This window comes from Streptomyces noursei (genome assembly GCF_001646665.1).
Classification (GTDB): domain Bacteria; phylum Actinomycetota; class Actinomycetes; order Streptomycetales; family Streptomycetaceae; genus Streptomyces; species Streptomyces lavendulocolor.
This window is the reverse complement of record NZ_LWBU01000376.1, coordinates 19,056-39,583: the sequence shown is the minus strand read 5'-3', so window position 1 is coordinate 39,583 and position 20,528 is coordinate 19,056. Positions and strand designations below refer to the sequence as shown.

Genomic DNA, 20,528 nt, shown 5'->3' with positions numbered 1-20,528 from the left:
GCCACGGTACGGGCACGCTTCCCAGAGCGCCCGACTCCGCGTGGGGCGCACGCGCACCAAGTAGCGTGGCGGACAGATGGTGTTCGCACGTACGCGCGGGCACCCCCGACACGGGAGGACCACGAAGGCATGGCTGTCGTTCACCGGACCACGATGGAACCGGGCAAGCTGGAACTGCTGGAGTCCTGGCTGCCGACGCGTCCCTGGTACGTCCCCACGGGCAGCGCGCCGGTGCTGTCCCGCGCGGGCGGCTTCCGGCTGGACGACCCGGAGGGGGAGGTCGGCATCGAATTCATGGTGGTCACCGACGGGTCCGGCGACCGGCCCGTCACCTATCACGTCCCGCTCACGTACCGGGGCGCCCCGCTCGAAGCGCCGCACCAGGACGGCCGGGACGCACTCGTCGGCACCTCCGAGCACGGCGTGCTGGGCCGGCGCTGGATCTACGACGCCACCGGCGACCCGGTCTTCGTCGCACAGCTCCTCGCCCTCTTCCAGGGCCGGGCGGAGCCGCAGGCGCAGAGCGAGACCGACACCCCCGACCGGACCGTCGCCCGCCACGGCGACGACGCCCTCCCGCCGCCCCCCTCACCGGCCGGCCGAAGCACCGTCAGCGACGGCCCGGACGGCACCGCTGTCGCCGTCCCGACGGCCGACGGGCCGCTGACCCTCACCGTGGTCCGCGTCCTCGACCCCGCCGCGCCCCTCCCCGCGCACCCCTCCGTCACCGCCCCCTGGAAGCTCCCGGACGGCACCGAGCACCGCTCCCCGTTCGCCTCCCTGCGCACCGGTTCCTGACCCGCGCCCGCGAGACCGGCCCGGTCCGCGGAGGAGGGGAGGGGCCCGGCGGTGAAGGGCGGGACGGCACCCTCGGGCCCGTGCCCCCCCGGCACGGGACCGGCGCCCGGGCCCGCCCCCCGCCCCTCCCGCCCGGCCCTCCTGACCCTCCTGCGCGAAACGCAGATCCGCTCGATCGGGTCGGCGCGCATCCGAGTGCGGCCCTCCAGCCGAATGGGAAGGGCAATCGCAGCAGGAGAAGGAGCCGCCCGTGCCCGGGACACACGTCGGACGCGACACACCCCTGGTGGTGGACACCGAGGTCGCCGTCGTGGGAGCGGGCGCCGCCGGACTGTCCCTCGTCCACCACCTGTGCGCGCCGGGGCCGGGTGCTCCCGAGCCGTCGCGCGTCACGCTGATCGACGCCCCGGCCGGCCCCCTCCGACCGCCCGAACGCACCTGGTGCTACTGGGAGGAGCCCGGCGGCGACTGGGACGACCTGCTCGTCCGGTGCTGGGACCGGCTGCGGGTGCGGGGCGCCGACGGCGCGACCGTCACCGGCAGCCCGGCCCCCCTCCGGTACAAGATGCTGCGCTCGGGCACCTTCGCCCGGGCGGTCCGGGAACGGGCCGGTGGCATCACCCGCCTGGAGGCCGCCGTCCGCGCCGTACGGGACCGGCCCGACGGCGCCGACGTGCTCGGCGTCACCGCCGACGGCCGGCACCTGCGGGTGCGCGCCCGGTGGGTCTTCGACTCACGCCCTCCGCTGCGCCCGCCACCGGCCCGCACCCTGCTGCTCCAGCACTTCCGGGGCTGGTTCCTGCGCACGGAACGGCCCGCGTTCGACCCCACGACCGTCGAACTGATGGACTTCCGGGTGCCCCAGCCCCGCCACGGGCTCGCCTTCGGGTACGTCCTGCCCATCGGCACCCACCGCGCGCTCGTCGAGTACACGCTGTTCTCCGCGGCGCCCCTCTCCACCACGGGCTACGACCGCGCCCTGCGCCACTACGTCGGCGAGGTGCTGGGCACCGGGCCCTACGAGGTGACCGGCACCGAGCAGGGCGTGATCCCCATGGGCGACGGACACCACCGGCGCCGCGCGGGCCGCTCGGTCTTCCGGATCGGTACGGCGGGCGGTGCCACCCGCCCCTCCACCGGCTACACGTTCGCCGGCATCCAGCGCCAGACCCGCGCAGTCGCCGGGGCGTTGCGCGAGGGGCGGGTCCCCGAGCCGCCGTCCGCGTACCCGCGCCGGGCCCGCGCCATGGACGCCGTGGTGCTGCGGGCGCTGGACACCGGCCGCCTGGACGGACCGGCCTTCTTCACCGGCCTGTTCCGCGCCGTGCCGACCGAACGCCTGCTGCGGTTCCTCGACGGCGGGACCCACCTGCTCGAAGATTTCGGCATCGGGCTGCGCACCCCGGTGCTGCCCATGCTGCGCACCGTCGCCGAACTCCCCGCCCTGGCCCGCAGCCACGCGCCGGCCGACCGCCGAGAAGGGAACCGCCCATGACCGTGCCGCACGACGACGCACCGGACCCCGCGTACGTACCGGACCGGACGCACACCGCCCCCGCACCGCCCGACCGCCCGCACCACCCCGCGCCCGCGCCGGACCGCCCGCAGTCCCCGCACCGCGCCTCCGCACCGGACCGGAACGCCGGCCCGCGCACGGCACCCCGGCGGGGCCGCGACCGCAGGGCCCGGATCGTGACCCCGCGCCCCGGCCGCCCCCGCGTCACCGGTGAGCCGCCGCGCACGGCGGTCGTCGGCGGCGGCATCGCCGGCCTGGCCGCGGCGACCGCGCTGGCCGAACGCGGGGTGCGTGTCACCCTGTACGAACGCGAACAGCAGCTCGGCGGGCGGCTCGCCGGCCGGCCGGTGACCCTGTCGGACGGCACCACCGCGACCATGAGCCGCGGCTTCCACGCCTTCTTCCGCCAGTACTACAACCTGCGCGGACTGCTGCGGCGTGCCGACCCGGGCCTCGAACGGCTGCACGGGCTGCCGGACTACCCCCTGTGGCACAGCGACGGCCTGCGCGACAGCTTCGCCCGCATCCCGCGCACCCCGCCGTGGAACGCCCTCGCCTTCGCCGCGCTCAGCCCGAGCTTCCGGGCCGCGGACCTGGCGGCGATGGACCCGCGCGCGGCGCTGCCCCTGTTCGACGTCCGCGTCCCTGAGGTCTACGAGCGGCTCGACGGCATCAGCGCGGCCGATCTGCTGGAGCGCATCCGGTTCCCGGAGGCGGCGCACCACCTGGCCTTCGAGGTGTTCTCGCGCAGCTTCTTCGTCCACCCGCGCACCCTGTCGGCGGCCGAACTGGCGCTGATGTTCCACATCTACTTCCTGGGGTCCAGCGAGGGCCTGCTCTTCGACGTCCCCGACGAGCCCTTCCCGCAGGCGCTGTGGGAGCCCCTCGGCGACTACCTCGCGGGGCACGGCGTCCGGTTGCTGGAGGGCCGGCCGGTCGACACGGTGGAGCCGGGACCGAACGGGGGGTTCACCGTGGTGGCGGGGGACCGCGCCGACCACCACGACGCCGTGGTCCTCGCCCTCGACACGGCGGGCCTGCGCCGCGTCGTCGCGCAGTCGCCCCGGCTGGGCGACCGCGCCTGGCGGACCCGGATCCGCCGCCTGCGCACGGCGCCGCCGTTCCTCGTGTCCCGGTACTGGCTCGACCGCCCCGTGGACCGGCACCGCCACGGCTTCCTGGCCACCAGCGGGTACGACGGCCTGGACAACGTCAGCGTCCTGGAGCGCTGGGAGGGCGAGGCGGCGCGCTGGGCGGCCCGCACCGGGGGCAGCGTCGTGGAACTGCACGCCTACGCCACCGCTCCGGGCATCCACCGGCCCACGTTCCAGGAGGGCATGCTGACCAGGCTGCGCACGCTCTACCCGGAGATCCGGGACGCCCTCGTCATCGACGAGCGGCACGAATGGCGTGCCGACTGCCCGCACTTCCCGGTGGGGGGCTACCAGGACCGCCCCACCGTGCGGACCCCCGACCCGGGCGTGATGGTGGCGGGCGACCTGGTCCGCACCGAGCTGCCGGTCGCGCTGATGGAACGCGCCGCCACCAGTGGGTTCCTGGCCGCGAACGCGCTGCTGGAGCGGTGGGGCGTACGGGGGCAGACGCTGTGGACCGTGCCCCCGCGCGGCAGGTCGGCCCCCCTGCGCGCACTCGCCCGGCTGGCGGCCGACTGACGCACGGGCGGCGTGCGGGGCCTGCCCACCTGCTCGCCCCACCTGCCCGGCCCACCTGCCCGGCCCGCCCCCGTGGCCGGTGCCCGCGCCCGCGCGCCCCGCGGGCGGCGACCCACGGGGCGCGCGGGCGCGGGCGGTTCAGCCCGGGAAGCGGCCCTCCGAGCGCAGTTCCCAGCGCCGCTCGGCGTACGCCAGGTCGTCGCGCCACAGCCGGCCCGCCGCCGCCCTCATCAGCGGCCGCACCAGGGGCGCGGCGGCCCGCGCGACACCGAAGCCCGGCCGGTCGGAGGCGGCGACCACCGCTTCCACCACCCTGGTCCGCGGGCGGCCGCGGTCGTCCTGCCCGAGCGGCGTGGCGTGCGTCTCGACGACCGAGCCGAGCCCCTCGCCCTCCACGATCTCCATCACCACCGTCCTCGGTCCCGGGGCGGTGAACCGCGCCCGCACCGGCACCACCACCCGGCCGGCCAGCCGGAACGAGACGTCCACCAGGAAGCAGTCCGCCTCCGCGTCGGCGTCGAGCACCGTCAGGTCGACGAACGAGTACGGGTGGAACCAGGCGCCGTGCCACGGATCGAGCCGGTTCGCCACGACGTCCTCCGGTTCGCAGACCCCCACGCCCGACCAGACCGCCGCGACCGCCCCCGCCGGGTCCGGGCGCACCGGCACCGCGGGCCGCTCCGTCGGCTCCTCGCCGCCGCTGCGGTCCAGCCGCACCCACACGAGCACCCCGTCGTCGTACGCCGGGAAGGGCTCCCAGCCGGCGAACGGGCCGCCGTCCAGCGCCAGTCCGTGCCAGTGGCACACCAGCGTCCCGCACCGCACCCGGCTCTGCGCCAGCGGCGCCCCGAGGTGCGGGCACGCGCCGGGACCGGCGTGCACCCGGCCGTCCGCGCCGCGCCAGACCACCACCTCCTCGCCGGCCACCGTGAGCCCCCGGGGCCGGTCCGCCACCAGGTCCCGGGCGGCGCACAGCACGTACCAGTTGCCGGACGGGCGGGCGGTGGCCCGCTTCAGGGCGTCGGCGATCAGCCCGGGGCGCGCCTCGCGCCAGGTGGGCCGCTGCCGCTCCCAGGCGACGGACGACCCGCGCAGCGCGAGCGGGAACCGGCCCCTGCGGGGCGTCCTCGCGCTCATGCCGCCCCCTTGCGCATGGCCGCGCCGACCCGGGCGGCCGTCACCCGCGCCACGCCGGCGGCCGCGACCGCGGCCCGCCGCCGCCGGGGCACCACCGAGCGCCGGTGCACCGAGGACCAGCCGTCCCGCCGCACCGCGTCCAGGATCTCGCCGTACAGCACGAACGCCGCACCGATGCACGGCCGGGCCACCGGGTTCAGCATGGCCAGGCCCGGTGCCGCCTCCCGGTACACGTCGCGGGTGAGGGCCGCGGCGGCCGCCAGTGCGGAGACGATCCTGCGGTCGCGGCGCCCGGTGCGCCGGCTCCACAGCAGCAGGTCCCGGTGCGCGCCGTGCGCCGCCAGCAGGTCGGCCGGGAGGTAGACCCTGCCCCGGTCCAGGTCCTCGCCCACGTCACGGACGAAGTTGGTCAGCTGGAACGCCACGCCCAGCGCCGCGGCGTGCGGGGCCGCCTCCTCGGGGGGCACCACCGTGCCGAGCACCGGGAGCATCTGGAGCCCGATGACGGCGGCCGATCCGTGCATGTAGGCGCGCAGGTCCTCGTAGGTGGCGTAGTCGGTGACCTCCAGGTCCGCGCGCATGGACACCAGGAAGTCCCGGAAGAGGGACGGGTCGATGGCGTACGCGTCGGCGGTGTGCGCGAGCGCCCGGACCACGGGCTCCGACACCGGCGCCCCGGCCAGCGCCGCGTCCAGCCGTTCCTCCAGCGCCCGCAGGGCGGCGGAGCGTTCGGCGGTCGTGGCCGTGTCGCCGAGGTCGTCGACGATGTCGTCGGCCCGCCGCGCGAAGCCGTACAGCGCGTGCACGGCCGGGCGCCGTTCGGGCGGCAGCAGCCGGGTGGCCAGGAAGTACGTCCTGCCGTACCGCGCGTTCAGGTGACGCGAGCGGCTGTAGGCGACGCGCAGGCCGGGGTCGGTGATCCCCGCCGCGTCGAGTTCACGGACCGTCATACGACCTCCCCTGGTGCCGCGCGCCGGTGATGCGGGCGGCGGCGAGCTTTCCGGACAGCAGTACGGTGGGCACCCCCACGCCCGGCGTGGTGCCGCACCCGGCGAGCACCGCGTTGCGGGTGCCCCGGACGAGGTTGCGCGGCCGGAACGGGCCGGTCTGCGCGAAGGTGTGGGCGGCGGAGAACGGCGTGCCCGCCGCGTGCCCCCAGCCCGTCCAGTCGGCCGGGGTGACCAGTAGTTCCTCCTCGACGGAGTCGGCGAGCCCGGGCAGGCCCCGGCGCTCCAGCTCGGTGAGGAGTCCGGCGCGGTAGCGGGGCCCCAGGTCACGCCATTCGCGGGCGCCGGGGCCGATGTCGGTGTTGGGGCACGGCGCCAGCACGTAGTGCAGGTGCCGGCCCGGCGGCGCCAGGGACGGGTCGGTGGCGGTGGGGCTGGTGATGAGCAGGGACGGGTCCGACATCAGCCGGCCCTCGCGGGTGATCTCGCCGAACGTGCGGGCCCAGGCCCTGCCGAACGACAGGGTGTGGTGGCCCAGTTCCGGCCAGGCCCGGTCCGTGCCCAGGTGCAGCACCACGGCGGAGGGGGAGTGGCGCAGCCGCAGCGGCCGGCTCGGGCGGCGCCCCAGCAGCCGGTAGGCGCCCGGCAGGTCGGCGGTGAGGACCACCGCGTCGCACGGGATCCGGTCCCGGTCGGTGACCACGGCCGTGACCCGGTCCCCGGACCGCTCCAGACGGGTGACCGTCTCGCCGTACCGGAACACCCCGCCCGCCTCGGCCGCCGCGTCCGCCAGCGCCCGCGGCACGGCGTGCATGCCGCCCCGGGGGAAGTACACCCCGGCCACCGTGTCCATGTAGGCGATCACGGCGTACGCGGCCAGTGCGCGCGCCGGCGGCACACCCGCGTACAGGGCCTGGAAGGAGAACACCCGGCGCAGCCGCTCGTCCGACAGGAACCGGCCGATCCGGCCCTCCAGCCGCCCGAAGCCGCCCAGGGCGGCGAGCCGCGCCAGGTCCGGGCCGAACAGCTGGAACGGCGAGTCGAAGTTCACGTCGATGAACCGGCGCATCTGCGCCCGGTACAACTGCTCCAGCCACTCCCGCAGCCGCCGGTAGCCGAGGGCCTCCCGGCTCCCGGCGAACCGCTCCACCTCGGCGGCCATCGCGTCCGCGCCGGTGTGCACGTCCAGCGTCGCCCCGTCGGCGAACCGCGCCCGGTACGCCGGGTGCAGGGGCACCAGGTCGAGCCGGTCGGCCATGCGGGAGCCGACGGCCGCGAACGCCTCCTCCAGCAGGTCCGGCATCGTCAGCACGGTCGGGCCGGTGTCCATGCGGTAGCCGCCCCGCGTCTCCAGGCCGGCCCGCCCGCCCGGCACCGCGAAGCGCTCCACGACCGTGACCCGGCGCCCCGCCCCCAGCAGGTGCAGGGCCGCCGACAGCCCCGCCAATCCCGCACCGACGACCACCACGTGGTCCGTACGTCCCGGCACGGTCCTCATCCGGCATCCCCTCACGCGTCTACGGCACCGTCGACGACTCTTCGCCGCCGGTACGCGCTCCGGATGCACCCGGCGCACGACCGGAGGTACGGCTGTCGCGCGACGCGGCCCCGCGACAGCCGTACCCGCAGTGGATCACCGCCCGGAACGCCCCGCCTTCCGGACGCTTCCGTCCGGGGCCCACCCGCCGCCCGTCCCTCCCGGCCCGCCGGTGCGCGTACCGGTGACGCGCATCCGGACGTGGCCGCCGGGCGGAAGGAACGGACAAGGGGGAACGTGGAAATGACAGGACCGTCCGGCAAGGAGCCCCCATGACCCACCCGAACGGCACCGGTCTGTGCCTGGTCACCGGTGCCAGCGGTTACATCGGCGGGCGGCTCGTCCCCGAACTGCTGGCCGCCGGCCACCGCGTCCGCTGCCTGGCGCGCTCACCCGGCAAGCTCCGCGACCTCCCCTGGGCCGACCGGGTCGAGGTGGCGAAGGGCGACGTCACCGACGAGGAGTCGGTACGGGCCGCGATGCAGGGCGTGGACGTCGCGTACTACCTCGTCCACGCCCTCGGCAGCGGGCGGGGTTTCGAGGAGACCGACCGCACGGCGGCCCGGATCTTCGGCCGCCGCGCCCGGGAGGCGGGCGTACGACGCATCGTGTACCTCGGTGGCCTCACCCCGGAGAGCGTCCCGGAGAGCGAACTCTCCCCGCACCTGCGTTCACGCGCGGAGGTCGGCCGGATCCTGCTCGACTCCGGCGTGCCCACCACCGTGCTGCGCGCCGCCGTCGTCCTCGGGTCCGGCTCCGCCTCCTTCGAGATGCTCCGTTACCTCACCGAGCGCCTCCCCGTCATGATCACGCCCAGCTGGGTCCGCACCCGCATCCAGCCCATCGCCGTGCGGGACGTCCTGCGCTACCTCGTCGGCAGCGCCGGCATGCCCCCCGACGTGAACCGCACGTTCGACATCGGCGGCCCCGACATCCTCACCTACCGCGACCTGATGCGTCAGTACGCCACCGTGGCCGGCCTGCCCCGCCGGGTCATCCTGCCGGTGCCCGTCCTCACCCCGAACCTGTCGAGCCACTGGGTCGGCCTCGTCACCCCCGTGCCGCCCGCCATCGCCCGGCCGCTCGCCGAGTCGCTGCGGTACGAGGTTGTGTGCCGCGAACACGACATCGCCGACCACGTCCCCGACCCGCCCGGCCACCCCATCGGCTGCGACGAGGCGCTCGCCCTCGCCCTGCGGCGGGTCCGCGAGGCCCAGGTCACCACCCGGTGGTCCTCGGCGTCGGTGCCCGGCGCGCCCAGCGACCCGCTGCCGACCGACCCCGACTGGGCGGGCGGAAGCCTCTACACCGACCGGCGCGACCGGCGGGTCGACGCCTCGGCCGAGGCCCTGTGGCGGGTCATCGAGGGCATCGGCGGCGAGAACGGCTGGTACTCCTTCCCCCTCGCCTGGGCGGTGCGCGGCTGGCTCGACCGGCTCCTCGGCGGCGTCGGACTGCGCCGCGGACGCCGCGACGCCCACCGCCTCCGGGTGGGCGACTCCCTGGACTTCTGGCGCGTCGAGGAGATCCAGCGGGGCAGGCTGCTGCGGCTGCGTGCCGAGATGCGGCTGCCGGGCCTGGCCTGGCTGGAGATGTATGCCGAGGAGGACGGCGAGGGCCGCAGCCGCTACCGCCAGCGCGCCCTGTTCCACCCGCGCGGCCTCGTCGGTCACGCCTACTGGTGGAGCGTGTCCCCGTTCCACGCGATCGTCTTCGGGGGGATGGCCCGCAACATCACCCGCGCGGCGCAGAACGAGGAGCGGGCCCGGCCGGGCTCCGGCCGGCGGACCGGAGCGGCGGCATGAGCGTCTCCGTCGTGCTCTTCACGGGCGACCTCCGGCTCCACGACCACCCGCCGCTGCGGGCCGCGCTGGGCGGCGGCCGGCAGGTCGTGCCGCTCTTCGTCCGCGACAGCGCCGTCGAGGCGGCCGGCTTCGCGGTGCCCAACCGGCGGGCGTTCCTCGCCGACTGCCTCCGCGACCTCGACGAGGGCCTGCGCGGGCGGGGCGGACGCCTCGTCGTCCGCTCCGGGGACGTGGTGCGGGAGACCTGCGCGGTCGCCGCGCAGTCCGGGGCGGACGAGGTCCACATGTCCGGCGAGCACACCCGCTACGCCCGCCACCGGGAGGACCGCCTCCGGGCCGCGCTGGAGGCGGACGGGCGGCGCCTGTACGTCCACGACGGCGTGGTCACGGCGGTGGACCCCGGCACGCTCACCCCGGCCGGATCCGACCACTTCGCGGTGTTCACCCCCTACCACCGGCGCTGGACCGGGCACCGGCTGCGCGAACCCCTCGGCGCCCCGCGCCGGGTACCGGTGCCCGACGGCGTGCACTCCGAGCCGCTGCCCGTCCGCACGGAGGTGGCCGGCACGTCACCCGGCCTGGCGGCGGGCGGCGAGACGGAAGGGCGCAGGCGCCTGACGGCCTGGCTGCGGGCCGGCGCCGGCGCCTACGAGGAACGCCACGACGACCTCGCCGGTGACGCCACCTCACGGCTCTCGCCGCACCTGCACTTCGGCACCGTCTCGGCCACCGAGGCCGTCCACCGGGCCCGGCGCGCGGGCGGGCCGGGCGCCGAGGCCTTCGTCCGGCAACTGTGCTGGCGCGACTTCCACCGCCAGGTGCTCGCCGCCCGCCCGGCCGCCTCCGCGCGGGACTACCGCACCCGGCACGACCACTGGCGCACCGCGAGGACCGCGGCGGACGACATCGAGGCGTGGCGCCGGGGCATGACGGGCTATCCGGTCGTCGACGCCGCCATGCGGCAGCTCGCCCACGAGGGCTGGATGCACAACCGGGGCAGGCTCCTCACGGCGAGCTTCCTCGCCAAGACGCTCTACGTCGACTGGCGCATCGGCGCCGACCACTTCCTCGGTCTGCTGGTCGACGGCGACATCGCCAACAACCAGCTCAACTGGCAGTGGGTGGCCGGAACCGGCACCGACTCCCGCCCCAACCGGGTCCTCAACCCGGTCCTCCAGGGCCGGCGCTACGATCCCGACGGCGCCTACGTACGCCGCTGGGTGCCCGAACTCGCCGACGTGAGCGGCCCGGCCGTCCACGAGCCGTGGAAGCTGCCGGCCGCCGAACGCGCCCGGTACGACTATCCGGAACCGATCGTCGACCTCGGCGAGGCCCTCGCCCGGTTCAGGCGGGCGCGGGACCTGGACTGAGCCCGCACACCCCGGCCAGGGCGGACAGCGCCTCGCGCAGCGACAGCGGCCGCAGCACCCCGGCCGGCCGCGGTCCCGCCCACCCCGGCCCGGCGGTGAGCACCGCCGGGGCGTTCCTGGCCCCCCGCACGCCCCAGCCGGTGGCGGCCACGTCACGCGCCAGCGGGAGGTTCGCCGTCGACCGCGCCTGCGACCACAGCACCACCGCGGCCGGTCCGGTCCGGCGCACCGCCGCGCCCAGGGCCTCCACCGGCACGGCGGCCCCCAGCATCCGGTACGGCACGCCCGACCCGCCCAGCCCGGCCGCCAGCGCCTCCAGCGCCAGCGAGTGCTGCTCGTCCGGTACGCACGCCAGCAGGACGGGCCCGGGCGACGCCTCGCCCACGGGCGACCGCGCGGGCGGCGGCGCCACCCGGCGCAGCGCCGTCGACACGTGCCACGACAGCAGGTGCTCCACCTCCACGTACCGGTCGCCGGACGTCTCCCATGTGCGGCCCACCGCGTGCAGCACCGGGACCATCACCTTCTCCCAGGCGACGACGGGCCCGTACCGCGCCACCAGGGCGCTCAGCGACTCGTCGACGGCCGGGGCGTCCAGCCGGACGGCGGCCCGCGCGAGACCCCGGCACTCCCGCCGGACGTCCGCCGCCGTCACCCCGTCGGCCGGGGACGCCGACCGCGGCCGCGGCACCCCACCGCCGACGGGCGGCTCGGGGACGGCGCCGTCACCGCCGGCGGCCGCGCCCACCCGCACACCGCGCCGCCTCCGGCCCGTACCGGACACACCGCCCGAGTCGCCGTCCCGCCCGTGTCCGGCGACCGGCCCGCCGTCCGCGACCCCGTGCCGCTCGGGCCCGTCGTCCCCGCTCCCGTCCCCGTCCCCGTGCCGCTCGGGTCCGGCGGCGGGCCCGCCGTCCGCCGGGTGGTACCGCTCGCGGGCGGCGCGGGCCGACTCCGCGGGCGGGAGCCCCGCGGCGGTGAGGCGGCACATCTCCCGCAGCACCGCAATGTCGGCCGGGCGCCACCGGCGGTGGCCGCCGTCCCGGCGGCCCGCCGGGCCTATGCCGTATCTCCGGTCCCACGACCGCAGCGTCACCGGCGAGACGCCCAGCAGGCGCGCCACGGCTCCGGTCGTCATACCGGGCTCCACGGAATCGTTCACGCATCGATTATCCGATGCACAAGCGTTGCGAGTTGCCTCAGTGATCTTGCTCTACGCACGGTGGCCACAGCGCGGTGCCCCGGGCGCCGGAAGCGGAACGACCCGGGCCCCGCACCGGTGCCGAGGAGTAGCCACCATGACGGAGAAGACCCTTGCCGCCCCCGCCCGCCCGGGGACACCGGACGAGGACATCGCCGAGCGGCTCGCCCGGGGCGAGGAGGAGGCCGTCGCGGCCGCGTACGCGCGGTGGAGCGCCCTCGTCCACGGGCTGGCCCTCCGCGCGCTCGGCGACCCCGCCGAGGCCGAGGACGTCACCCAGCAGGTGTTCTTCGCGGCCTGGCACGGACGCGCGGGCTACCGGCGGGAACGCGGCCCGCTGTCCGCCTGGCTGGGGGGCATCACCCGCCGCAAGATCGCCGACGCGCTCACCGCCCGCACCCGCCGCGCCGACCTCGCCGCCCGCGCCGAGCGCGAACGGCACACGCCGCCCGCCGCGCCCCGGCCCGAGGACGTCCTCGACCGGGTCTGCGTGGGCGACGAGATGGCGCGCCTGCCCGAAGCGCAGCGCGTGGTGCTGCGCATGGCGTTCTACGACGACCTGAGCCAGGCGCAGATCGCCCGCCGCACCGGGCTGCCGCTGGGCACCGTCAAGAGCCACGCCCGGCGCGGCCTGCACCGGCTGCGGCGCCGTCTGGCACCGCCGGGCGCGTGCTGAACCCCCGCCGCCACAACCGGGACGGGGCCGGTGCACACCGCCGTACGCCCTCCGAGACTCCCGCCCCAGGGGCCTGCCGGGCCGTCAGCCCGTCGCACCTTCGAGGTACTCGGTGAGCGCCTTGCCCGGCCGGAAGGCCGCGGTGCCGCCGGCGTGCTCGAACCCGCCGAAGCTGCCCAGGACGACCGGTTCGCCGCCCGCCAGCGCCTCCGCGATCGTGCCCGGCCGTTCCACGGTGCCGAACAGGGCGTCCACGACCCGCTCGACGTCCTCCGCCCGCAACGACCGGTCGGAACCCGCCGCCGCGGCCTTCTCGGCGGTCGCTTCGATCAGCCTCGACTTGTCCATGTGCGCCACGCGTTCCCATCCGTCCGGGGAGCCCGCTCCGTACGGTCACCCGTCCGTCCCAGCCTGACCGCCCCCGGCCGGGCCCGCACCCGCACGGCGTACGAAGGGGGGGAGGACTCACACCGCTCCGTCTCCCGGTCCCACCTCCGCGCCTTCTTCCCCGGGCCGGCCGCGCCCGGCGGCGGCGATGTGGAGGACGGCGTCGCAGTGCCGCAGCGTCGCGTCGTCGAGCGGGGCGTACCCCTGTTCGGGCCGGACGTCCTCGCGGACTTCGTACGACGTGTCTCCGGTCGCTTCGAGGAGCCGGCGCGCGTCGAGGAGCGCGTACTCCCCGCTCACCCGCCGCAACGCGCCCTCGTAGGTGCCCGCCGGGGGTTCGTCCAGGCCCAGCGTGGCGCTCCGGCCGAGGCTGCCGGCGACGAAGGCGTAACCGTCGCCCACCAGGGTGGCGAGGATGGCCCCCGCGCCGAACCACACGACGTCCATGCCGCCCATGCGCAGGGAGCTGCGGTCGCGGCGCAGGTGCGCGTTGTGGCCGCACACCAGTGTCGGGCCCCGGTCCCGCTCCCCGTCCCGTATGCCGTGCAGGTTCTCGACCATCAGCGCGTCCCGCACCGCGCTCATCCGGGACAGGCGCTCGGCGGGTGCCGCCGGGTCGGCGAGCTGGGCGTGGTAGCGCAACAGCCCCATCGCGGCCCGGCCGTGCGTGCGCGCCCGCCGCCAGTCGGCGAGCGAGGTGGCCGCGACGAGCCTCGGCGCCTGGGCGTTCAGGGTGACCAGCAGGTCGTCGGTGATGCCCCGCAGCGCCGAGGCCTCCGCCGAGGCGCCGGGGGAGTGCTCGGCGGCCAGTACCGCCGCGGTGGAGCTCCAGCGCTCGTCGTCCCCGAGCAGCCGCTCCAGGTCCGCGCGGCCGTGCAGGAACCCGTCGGGCCCCAGGTGCTCGGTCAGATAGCGGTGCAGGTGCAGCAGGAAGGCGCGCGGGGCGGGCGCGCTCATCGTCTCCATGGGCGCGTCGAAGCCGTGGAACGCCACCTGCTCGCCGTCCGGCCGGCCGTCGTTGTACGCGCGCAGCCAGGCCACCAGCTCGCGGTTGGCGTCGAACCGGCCGAAGTCATGGCTGAAGCCCTCGGCCATGACCCGGTCGAGCGTCCCGGTCCCACCCCGGACGAACGCGTCGACCCGCAGCGCGGCGACCCGGTCGGACTCCAGCGCCACGGAGCGGAAGCCGTGCCCGACGAGTTCCCGCAGCATCCGGTTGCGCACGTACCCGAACGCCGGCTCGAGATGGGTCGGCTCGCCGAACGCCAGTGTCTCCGGCGGTATTTCTCGCGCCTCGAAGAAGGCGGACAGGGCGGCGGCGAGCCGCCGGCCGCCCTCGGGACCGAACGATCCGTGCAGAGCAGGGGCAAAGGGGGAGGTCGATGTCATGACCTTCACCGTATCGTTGAACCCTCGTGGAAGACCTGGGCGACAAGTCGCCCCGGAGCAGGCGGGGGCACGGGTGTGAAACCTCAAACGGAGGTGCAGGTGGAGGGTCGGCGGTACCGCCCGGTGCACCTCGCCCGGGAGCACGGGATCTCCACCCAGGCGGTGCGCAACTACGAGCGCGACGGCCTGATCCCGCCGGCCGCCCGCACGGCCGCCGGCCACCGCGTCTACTCCGCGGTGCACCTGCGCGCCCTGCGGGCCTACCTGGCCCTCGTCGCGGCACACGGCCACGCGACCGGCGCCGAGGTCATGCGGGCCGCCGGCCGGGGCGACCTGGACACCGCGCTGCGGGCCGTCGACCGCAGCCACGCCCAGCTGCTCCGCGACCGGGAAACGCTCGACGCCGTCGAGGCGGCGGTCGAGGCCCTCGGCCGCGGGTCCGCCGCCGGGCTCCAGGATCACCAGCCAGTGTCCCGCCGGCCCGGTGGTTCCCCGGCCTCCGGCCTCCCGGAGCGCCCGCTGCCGATCGGGCACCTCGCCCACCGGCTCGGCGTCTCACCGGCGACCCTGCGCAAGTGGGAGCGGGCCGGGATCCTCCTGCCCCGGCGGGACGCGGGCACCGGACACCGCCACTACACGGCCGCCGACGTCCGGGACGCCGAACTCGCCCACCTGCTCCGCCGCGGCGGCCATCCGCTCGGTCACATCGCCACCGTCATCGACCAGGTCCGGGGCGCCGGCGGCCACGAACCCCTCGTCCGTTCCCTGGACGACTGGCGACGGCGGCTCACCGGACGGGGACGCGCCATGCTCACGGCCGCCGCGGCCCTCGCCGAATACCTCGGCGCATGCGAGGCCCCGCGTCCCGACGGCCGCTGAGGTCCTGGAACCCGCCCGGGAGGCCGGCCGCCGGTACAGTCGGCACCGGACGTGGCCACGGGGGGCATGGATGACGGCACAGGACGCACCGCCGATCGTGTTCGTGCACGGGACGCGGTTCAGCGCGGGGCAGTGGAGCCCACAAGTCGGGGCGCTGCGCGAGGAGTTCCCGGTGGCCGCCGTCGACCTGCCCGGTCACGGCGCGCGCTCGGACCGGCCCTGGAGCCTGGACGCCGCGACGGAGGTCATCGCCTCCGCGGTGGACGCCCTCGGTGCCGGGCCGGCCCTGGTGGTGGGCCACTCGCTCGGCGGCTACGCCGCGCTGGAGTTCGCCGGGCGCCACCCGGAGCGACTGCGCGGACTGGTCCTCGCCGGCGCCAGCGCCTCCACCCGGGGCCCGTGGACCGCTCCGTACCGCTGGATCGCCGGGCTGGTCCCGCGCCTGCCGGCCGACAGGCTCACCCGGTGGAACGACCGGTTGCTGCGGCGGCTCTACCCTCCGGAGGTCGTGGGGGAGACCATCCGCAACGGTTACGCGTTCCACGCGCTGCCCGCCGCGTGGAACGAGGTGCTGGGACGCTTCGACGCGGAGTCCCTGCGGCAGGTGGCCGCCCCGGTGCTGATCCTGAACGGCGAGAAGGACACCGTCTTCCGCTCGGGTGAGGCCGACTTCGCCCGCGCCCACCCGCACGCGCGCGTCGAACTGGTCCCCCGGGCCGGGCACCTCGCCAACTTCGACGCCCCGGAGGCGTTCACCTCCGCGGTACGCCGCTTCGCCCGCGAGGTTTCCCGTGCGGTGTGACAGGCACGCAGGACCGGCGCCGTGTACGGGGTGGCGGTCGGCCGAGCGGGCGCTTGTCCGCCGTTCCGGCACCGCACTACCGTGCCGGTGTGGATCTCTTCTCGCACTCGTGGACGGCGCTGCGCGCGGCGGTCGCCGCGTTGCCGGACGCGCACTTCGCCCAACGGTCCGGCTGCGTCGGCTGGCTGGTACGGGATCTGGTGTGCCACCTGATCATCGACGCGCAGGACGTCCTCATCACCCTGGTGACCCCCGCCCGCGCGGAACCCACGCGTGACGCGGTGACCTACTGGGAGGTCGGCGCGACGCCGCCGACCGGTGACGACCCGCTCGACGCGCTGGTCGTCCGGCTGGCCGCCGCGTACGAGGAACCCCGGCTGCTCACGTTCCACCTGGACGACGTCGGCTCCGCCGCCGGCCGCGCCGCCCGGCTCGCCGACCCCGAGCTGCGGGTGGCCACCCGCGACGTGGTGCTCACCGCGGGCGACTACCTCTCCGCGTACGTCCTGGAACGGACCCTGCACCATCTCGACCTGGTCGCTCACCTCCCGGACGTGGCGGGTCCGCCCCGCGAGGGCCTCGCCCGGTCGCGCGGGATGCTGGAGCGCATCGCCGGAGCCGCGTTCCCCGCCTCCTTCTCCGACCAGGACGCCCTGCTGATCGGCACGGGGCGCCGTACCCCGACCGCGGCGGAACGAGCGGAACTGGGCGCCCTCGCCGACCGGTTGCCCTTCGTCCTCGGCTGACCGCCCCGCCCTGCGCCCCCAGCGCGGTGGTCGGGCACGCGCCCCCGTCCGCCGGCCTCAGGCATCGATCGGGGCCGACGCGCCGCCCGTCGCGGCGGGGACGACCCGTCCGGTCCAGGAACGGGGGTCCCGGAAGCGTCCCACGCCACCTCGACCGGCACCGGCCGTGCCTGTGACGCCGGGCACGGCCGGTGCCGGGTGCGTGATTGGATGGCGCGCGTGGATGTTCCTACGGTGGACGAGATCCGTGCGCTGCACGTGAAGCACGCTCCGAGCGACGAGGCGTTCAGGCTGGTGTTCACGCACTGCGAGATCGTGTGGCGCATCGCGGAGCGCCTGATCGCCGCCGCCGGATGCGATGTCGACGCCGGTCTGGTGCGGGCGGGGTGCCTGCTGCACGACATCGGGGTCTACCGGCTGTACGACGCCGAGGGGCGTCTCGACCGGCCCAACTACCTGCGTCACGGCCTGCTGGGGCACGAACTCCTGGCGGAGGAGGGGTACCCGGACGTGCTGTGCCGGTTCTGCTCCTGCCACACGGGCGTGGGGCTCACCAAGGAGGACGTGCTCCGGCAGGGGCTGCCGCTCCCGCCGGCCGACTACCTGGCGGTCACTCCCGAGGAGCGGCTGGTGATGTACGCGGACACGTTCCACAGCAAGTCCACCCCGCCGAGGTTCAACTCCCCGGACGCCTATGCGGCGTACCTGCGGCGGTTCGGCGAGGACAAGGTCGCCGCGTTCCGGGCGCTGGGCGCCGCTTTCGGGGAGCCGCGGCTCGACGACCTGTCCGCCGCGTACGGCCACGCCCTCGTCTGACCCGTCCGCGCCACCCCGGTCACCTCGCCTCCGCCGGGGCGCCGGGGCGCAGGCGCTCGAAGCGGGCGCCCAGGGACTGCAGCAGGCGGACGTAGGGGGACCAGCGGGCCGGGCGGGCGACCGTGCCCGTGCAGGCGAGTTCGGCGCGGTCGAGGCCGTCCTCCAGGCAGGCGTCGTGCAGCGGCCGCCACGCCAGCGGCCAGGTGAAGCGGGACAGGCCGCTGGTCGTCATCGCGAGGGTGTGGTGCAGCACCGTGTGCTCCTCGTCGACGGGAAGCACGGCCAGCTCGTGGAAGCCGTGGAACCCCCGGGGGCCGGTGAACCGGAACCTGATCCAGCGCCCGGGCGCGTACCCCGACACGGTGTAGCGCACCGGTCCGTGCCCGCCCACCGCGCCGACGCCGAGCGGGCGGTCGAACTCCATCGGCGACCAGTGGCGGCCGGGCCACAGCAGGTCACGCTCCCCGCTCGCCAGTGAATCGATGAGCGCGCCGACGTCCTTCTCGCCCGCGGCCAGAAGTCGCTCGTGCACGTTGTAGACGCCCATGGGTCCTCCTCGGGTAATGGAGACTGCTCTCCAATTAATGTAGAGGGTACTCTCTGAAACATGGCGAGACCATCCCGATTCGACGTCGATCAGCTCCTGGACGCGGCCGTGCGCCTCGCGGCCGCCGGCGGGCCACCGGCCGTCACCATGTCGGCGGTCGCGCAGGCCGTGGGTGCACCGAGCGGCTCCGTCTACCACCGCTTCCCGGGGCGCCCCGCCCTGCTCGCGGAGGTGTGGCTGCGGACCGTGGAGTCCTTCCAGGCCGGCTACATGGCCGTGCTCGACGCGGAGAGCGACCCCCGCCGCGCCGCCCGCGCCGCCGCCCGCCACGTGGTGGCCTGGAGCCGCCGGCACCCGGCCGAGGCCACCCTCCTGTTCTACGGCGCCGCCGACTTCGGCCGCGCCGACTGGTCCGAGGAGCACACCCGGCGTGCGGACGAGGGGAACGAGCGGGTGTTCGCCTCCCTGGGCGCGCTGGCCGACGCCCTGGGCGCCACGGACGCGCGGGGGCGCGAGCGCATCGCCCTGGCGCTGGTCGACCTGCCGCTGACCGTCATCCGCCGCCACCTGCGCGCGGGCACGGAGCTGCCGCCCTACGCGGAGGACCTGGCCGAGGAGTGCGCGGCCGCCCTGGTCGGCTGAGAGTCTTCAGTGCTGACGGGGCGTGGTGCTGACGTGCCGTCAGTGAGTAGAACGGGCCGCCCGGTGCGGCACGTTCGTCCCGGCGGGTCCCGCCGCGAGGTGCTTCTCCAGCAGGGTGAAGGACTTGGACGTCCCGTCGGGCTGCGGCTTCCCCGTCTTGTGGCCGACGACCCGGTACCCGGCGTCCAGGTAGTACGACCGGAGACGCTCGTTGCCGGCCAGGCAGTCCAGGCGCACGAAGGACCGCCCCGCCTCGGTCACGCGGCGCTCGGCGGCCCGCAGCAGCAGCCGGCCGGTTCCGGGCGCGGCGGCGGCGCGGTCCACCATCAGCCGGTGCACGTAACCCGCCACGGGCGGCTGCGCCCCCCAGGCGTCCTCGTCCCGCCACCACAGCTCCCAGGCGCCCACCGCCCGGCCGCCCGACTCGGCGAGCCACACCTCGCCGGTCGCCATGGTCCGGCGGAAGTGGTCCTCCGTCAGCTCGCCGGGCCGCCACTGACCGGTGATGCCCCGGCCCAGCATCCAGCGGGCGGCGTCGTCACGCAGCCGGACGAGCGTGGGGAGATCGGCTCCGGTGGCGAGGCGAAGGCGCAGGTCGGTCACGCCGCGATCCTCGCACGACACCGTCCCCGCCCCATCGGCCGACCCCTGTACGCCCGTTCACGCGGGCTCCGGGAGTGGCCCGAGGCGCTCCTCGACGCGCCGGCGCAGCAGCAGGTACTCCTCCCAGCGGCGGGGCGTGGGGCCCGGCGGCCGTTCGACGACCCGGCCGCCCGTGACCTCCTCGTCCGCGCCGAACTGTTCGCGGGTCAGGTCGAGTTCGACGCCGCCGACCAGCCGGTTCCACCAGTGGTAGCCGCGCCGCACGCCGCCGTGGTGGACCTCTCCGACCACCAGGTCACCGCCGAAGAGGTCGTGGACGAGCAGCGCCGTGATGTCGCAGTGGCCCCGAGCGGGGTTGTCCGGCCGCCAGTCGGCCCGGTCGTCGGGCGAGCAGGTGTCGGCTGCCCAGCCGGCCCGCAGGGCCGCGTCGAGATCGCGCAGGTTCCAGGGAGTCATCCCGGCAGCATGGCACCGGGCACTGACACCGAGGCCGGCGGCGCCGCCACGGGTACGACGGGTCACGGGCGGTGGTGGGCGCTGCCCCTCCGGGTGGTGCCGGGCGGCCACCAGGGCGCGGTCGCACGGCAGTCGGCATCCGATGGGCGGGCACGTGGCACGCGGCGTACGGCGTGCGGTGAAGTCCGGGGCTCGTGGCCCGACCGGTCGGCCGTTGCCGGTCGGCTCATGCCGGACGGCCAGGTCGCGGGCCCCTCGTTCAGACGGCCAGGCAGGCCACGCCCGGGACTTCCGAGGGGAGGGCCGGTGACGCCGGGTCGACGAGTGTCGTCAGGTCGGTCACACTCGCGGTGGCGCATTCGACGGTGGCGACGGGATCGGGCACGGCCACGGCCGTGGAGGTGAGAGCGCCGGACCCGAGGAACGCCACGGTTCCGAGGACGACGGCCGCGATGCGACGCATACGGGTTTCCTTCCTGACAGGAGTGGAGGCAGCGACTCGCGGAGGTGCGGGTCGGCCCCTGGCTACCCACACCGCCCCGGCGTGTACGCCTCCATCACCCGTACGAGGAAGAGGAAACGATCCACCGTGACGGGCCGC

At 76.0% G+C, this 20,528-nt stretch carries 21 protein-coding genes; 11 read left to right on the top strand and 10 right to left on the bottom strand.

Features of this window, described 5'->3' with window-relative positions:
• The first annotated feature begins 129 nt into the window (after nt 1-129).
• The 3 genes from A4V12_RS29600 to A4V12_RS29590 all read left to right on the top strand — a co-directional run bounded on the left by A4V12_RS29600 (nt 130) and on the right by A4V12_RS29590 (nt 3,987).
• The gene (locus tag A4V12_RS29600) at nt 130-798 is read left to right on the top strand and encodes a maltokinase N-terminal cap-like domain-containing protein (protein WP_064072531.1); all 669 of its coding nucleotides are present in this window, start codon (nt 130-132) and stop codon (nt 796-798) included.
• 286 nt (nt 799-1,084) lie between these two features.
• Nucleotides 1,085-2,293, top strand: a complete 1,209-nt coding sequence (locus tag A4V12_RS29595; RefSeq protein WP_064072554.1) for a lycopene cyclase family protein — start codon at nt 1,085-1,087, stop codon at nt 2,291-2,293.
• Nucleotides 2,290-3,987, top strand: coding sequence for an FAD-dependent oxidoreductase (locus tag A4V12_RS29590; protein ID WP_079137446.1), 1,698 nt, complete (start codon nt 2,290-2,292; stop codon nt 3,985-3,987). Before A4V12_RS29595 ends, A4V12_RS29590 begins: the two co-directional genes overlap by 4 nt.
• Before the next feature lie 138 nt (nt 3,988-4,125).
• On the opposite strand, the gene A4V12_RS29585 is transcribed toward A4V12_RS29590, so the two are convergent.
• Genes A4V12_RS29585 through A4V12_RS29575 form a run of 3 tightly spaced genes read right to left on the bottom strand, consistent with a single transcriptional unit; the run spans nt 4,126 to nt 7,569 of the window.
• Entirely contained in the window at nt 4,126-5,124 is a 999-nt protein-coding gene (locus tag A4V12_RS29585) for a DUF5914 domain-containing protein (protein ID WP_064072530.1), read from the bottom strand.
• Complete coding sequence (locus A4V12_RS29580) at nt 5,121-6,074, bottom strand: phytoene/squalene synthase family protein (protein WP_064072529.1); 954 nt, start codon at nt 6,072-6,074, stop codon at nt 5,121-5,123. Before A4V12_RS29580 ends, A4V12_RS29585 begins: the two co-directional genes overlap by 4 nt.
• The gene (locus A4V12_RS29575) at nt 6,061-7,569 is read right to left on the bottom strand and encodes a phytoene desaturase (protein WP_064072528.1); all 1,509 of its coding nucleotides are present in this window, start codon (nt 7,567-7,569) and stop codon (nt 6,061-6,063) included. Before A4V12_RS29575 ends, A4V12_RS29580 begins: the two co-directional genes overlap by 14 nt.
• 311 nt (nt 7,570-7,880) lie before the next feature.
• On the opposite strand from A4V12_RS29575, the gene A4V12_RS29570 reads away from it, so the two are divergent.
• Both A4V12_RS29570 and A4V12_RS29565 read left to right on the top strand, forming a co-directional pair.
• Nucleotides 7,881-9,413 carry an SDR family oxidoreductase gene (locus A4V12_RS29570; RefSeq protein WP_064072527.1) on the top strand — a complete coding sequence of 511 codons (1,533 nt, stop codon included), beginning with the start codon at nt 7,881-7,883 and terminating at the stop codon, nt 9,411-9,413.
• Entirely contained in the window at nt 9,410-10,783 is a 1,374-nt protein-coding gene (locus A4V12_RS29565) for a cryptochrome/photolyase family protein (protein WP_064072526.1), read from the top strand. Before A4V12_RS29570 ends, A4V12_RS29565 begins: the two co-directional genes overlap by 4 nt.
• Here A4V12_RS29565 and A4V12_RS29560 read toward each other — a convergent pair.
• Nucleotides 10,758-11,921: a MerR family transcriptional regulator gene (locus tag A4V12_RS29560; RefSeq protein WP_064072525.1), complete on the bottom strand. Its 1,164-nt coding sequence runs from the start codon at nt 11,919-11,921 to the stop codon at nt 10,758-10,760. The genes A4V12_RS29565 and A4V12_RS29560 overlap by 26 nt on opposite strands.
• A gap of 160 nt (nt 11,922-12,081) precedes the next feature.
• Between A4V12_RS29560 and A4V12_RS29555 the strand changes: the two genes are divergently transcribed.
• On the top strand, nt 12,082-12,660 hold the full coding sequence (locus tag A4V12_RS29555; RefSeq protein ID WP_064072524.1) for a sigma-70 family RNA polymerase sigma factor: 579 nt from the start codon (nt 12,082-12,084) through the stop codon (nt 12,658-12,660).
• 84 nt (nt 12,661-12,744) lie between these two features.
• Here the strand turns inward: A4V12_RS29555 and A4V12_RS29550 are convergent, their stop codons facing one another.
• Together A4V12_RS29550 and A4V12_RS29545 are read right to left on the bottom strand one after the other, a co-directional pair.
• Nucleotides 12,745-13,008: a hypothetical protein gene (locus tag A4V12_RS29550; protein ID WP_064072552.1), complete on the bottom strand. Its 264-nt coding sequence runs from the start codon at nt 13,006-13,008 to the stop codon at nt 12,745-12,747.
• 117 nt (nt 13,009-13,125) lie between these two features.
• The gene (locus A4V12_RS29545) at nt 13,126-14,436 is read right to left on the bottom strand and encodes an erythromycin esterase family protein (RefSeq protein WP_079137445.1); all 1,311 of its coding nucleotides are present in this window, start codon (nt 14,434-14,436) and stop codon (nt 13,126-13,128) included.
• Between the two features lie 99 nt (nt 14,437-14,535).
• Here A4V12_RS29545 and A4V12_RS29540 point away from each other — a divergent pair, with 99 nt between their 5' ends.
• From A4V12_RS29540 to A4V12_RS29525, 4 genes are all read left to right on the top strand, one after another.
• Nucleotides 14,536-15,315, top strand: a complete 780-nt coding sequence (locus A4V12_RS29540; RefSeq protein ID WP_064072523.1) for a MerR family transcriptional regulator — start codon at nt 14,536-14,538, stop codon at nt 15,313-15,315.
• Nucleotides 15,316-15,385: 70 nt separating this feature from the next.
• Nucleotides 15,386-16,117, top strand: coding sequence for an alpha/beta fold hydrolase (locus tag A4V12_RS29535; protein ID WP_064072522.1), 732 nt, complete (start codon nt 15,386-15,388; stop codon nt 16,115-16,117).
• A gap of 89 nt (nt 16,118-16,206) precedes the next feature.
• A complete protein-coding gene (locus A4V12_RS29530) occupies nt 16,207-16,863 on the top strand; it encodes a maleylpyruvate isomerase N-terminal domain-containing protein (RefSeq protein ID WP_064072521.1) in 657 nt (218 codons plus the stop codon).
• A gap of 210 nt (nt 16,864-17,073) precedes the next feature.
• On the top strand, nt 17,074-17,679 hold the full coding sequence (locus A4V12_RS29525; protein ID WP_423549025.1) for an HD domain-containing protein: 606 nt from the start codon (nt 17,074-17,076) through the stop codon (nt 17,677-17,679).
• Between the two features lie 19 nt (nt 17,680-17,698).
• On the opposite strand, the gene A4V12_RS29520 is transcribed toward A4V12_RS29525, so the two are convergent.
• Nucleotides 17,699-18,226: a hypothetical protein gene (locus A4V12_RS29520; protein WP_064072520.1), complete on the bottom strand. Its 528-nt coding sequence runs from the start codon at nt 18,224-18,226 to the stop codon at nt 17,699-17,701.
• Between the two features lie 60 nt (nt 18,227-18,286).
• On the opposite strand from A4V12_RS29520, the gene A4V12_RS29515 reads away from it, so the two are divergent.
• On the top strand, nt 18,287-18,868 hold the full coding sequence (locus A4V12_RS29515) for a TetR/AcrR family transcriptional regulator (protein ID WP_064072519.1): 582 nt from the start codon (nt 18,287-18,289) through the stop codon (nt 18,866-18,868).
• 39 nt (nt 18,869-18,907) lie between these two features.
• On the opposite strand, the gene A4V12_RS29510 is transcribed toward A4V12_RS29515, so the two are convergent.
• The 3 genes from A4V12_RS29510 to A4V12_RS29500 form a co-directional block, all read right to left on the bottom strand.
• Nucleotides 18,908-19,471 carry a GNAT family N-acetyltransferase gene (locus A4V12_RS29510; protein WP_079137444.1) on the bottom strand — a complete coding sequence of 188 codons (564 nt, stop codon included), beginning with the start codon at nt 19,469-19,471 and terminating at the stop codon, nt 18,908-18,910.
• Nucleotides 19,472-19,528: 57 nt separating this feature from the next.
• Nucleotides 19,529-19,927, bottom strand: coding sequence for a YunG family protein (locus A4V12_RS29505; RefSeq protein ID WP_064072517.1), 399 nt, complete (start codon nt 19,925-19,927; stop codon nt 19,529-19,531).
• 259 nt (nt 19,928-20,186) lie between these two features.
• Nucleotides 20,187-20,390 carry a hypothetical protein gene (locus A4V12_RS29500; protein WP_064072516.1) on the bottom strand — a complete coding sequence of 68 codons (204 nt, stop codon included), beginning with the start codon at nt 20,388-20,390 and terminating at the stop codon, nt 20,187-20,189.
• Between the last annotated feature and the right edge of the window lie 138 nt (nt 20,391-20,528).

Bases quoted from the DNA above. Each gene is read 5' to 3' on its own strand.
- A4V12_RS29600 (WP_064072531.1), top strand. From the start codon at position 130: ATGGCTGTCGTTCACCGGACCACGATGGAACCGGGCAAGCTGGAACTG.
- A4V12_RS29590 (WP_079137446.1), top strand. From the start codon at position 2,290: ATGACCGTGCCGCACGACGACGCACCGGACCCCGCGTACGTACCGGAC.
- A4V12_RS29585 (WP_064072530.1), bottom strand. From the start codon at position 5,124: ATGAGCGCGAGGACGCCCCGCAGGGGCCGGTTCCCGCTCGCGCTGCGC.
- A4V12_RS29580 (WP_064072529.1), bottom strand. From the start codon at position 6,074: ATGACGGTCCGTGAACTCGACGCGGCGGGGATCACCGACCCCGGCCTG.
- A4V12_RS29575 (WP_064072528.1), bottom strand. From the start codon at position 7,569: ATGAGGACCGTGCCGGGACGTACGGACCACGTGGTGGTCGTCGGTGCG.
- A4V12_RS29570 (WP_064072527.1), top strand. From the start codon at position 7,881: ATGACCCACCCGAACGGCACCGGTCTGTGCCTGGTCACCGGTGCCAGC.
- A4V12_RS29565 (WP_064072526.1), top strand. From the start codon at position 9,410: ATGAGCGTCTCCGTCGTGCTCTTCACGGGCGACCTCCGGCTCCACGAC.
- A4V12_RS29560 (WP_064072525.1), bottom strand. From the start codon at position 11,921: ATGACGACCGGAGCCGTGGCGCGCCTGCTGGGCGTCTCGCCGGTGACG.
- A4V12_RS29555 (WP_064072524.1), top strand. From the start codon at position 12,082: ATGACGGAGAAGACCCTTGCCGCCCCCGCCCGCCCGGGGACACCGGAC.
- A4V12_RS29550 (WP_064072552.1), bottom strand. From the start codon at position 13,008: ATGGACAAGTCGAGGCTGATCGAAGCGACCGCCGAGAAGGCCGCGGCG.
- A4V12_RS29545 (WP_079137445.1), bottom strand. From the start codon at position 14,436: ATGACATCGACCTCCCCCTTTGCCCCTGCTCTGCACGGATCGTTCGGT.
- A4V12_RS29535 (WP_064072522.1), top strand. From the start codon at position 15,386: ATGACGGCACAGGACGCACCGCCGATCGTGTTCGTGCACGGGACGCGG.
- A4V12_RS29525 (WP_423549025.1), top strand. From the start codon at position 17,074: ATGGCGCGCGTGGATGTTCCTACGGTGGACGAGATCCGTGCGCTGCAC.
- A4V12_RS29520 (WP_064072520.1), bottom strand. From the start codon at position 18,226: ATGGGCGTCTACAACGTGCACGAGCGACTTCTGGCCGCGGGCGAGAAG.
- A4V12_RS29515 (WP_064072519.1), top strand. From the start codon at position 18,287: ATGGCGAGACCATCCCGATTCGACGTCGATCAGCTCCTGGACGCGGCC.
- A4V12_RS29505 (WP_064072517.1), bottom strand. From the start codon at position 19,927: ATGACTCCCTGGAACCTGCGCGATCTCGACGCGGCCCTGCGGGCCGGC.
- A4V12_RS29500 (WP_064072516.1), bottom strand. From the start codon at position 20,390: ATGCGTCGCATCGCGGCCGTCGTCCTCGGAACCGTGGCGTTCCTCGGG.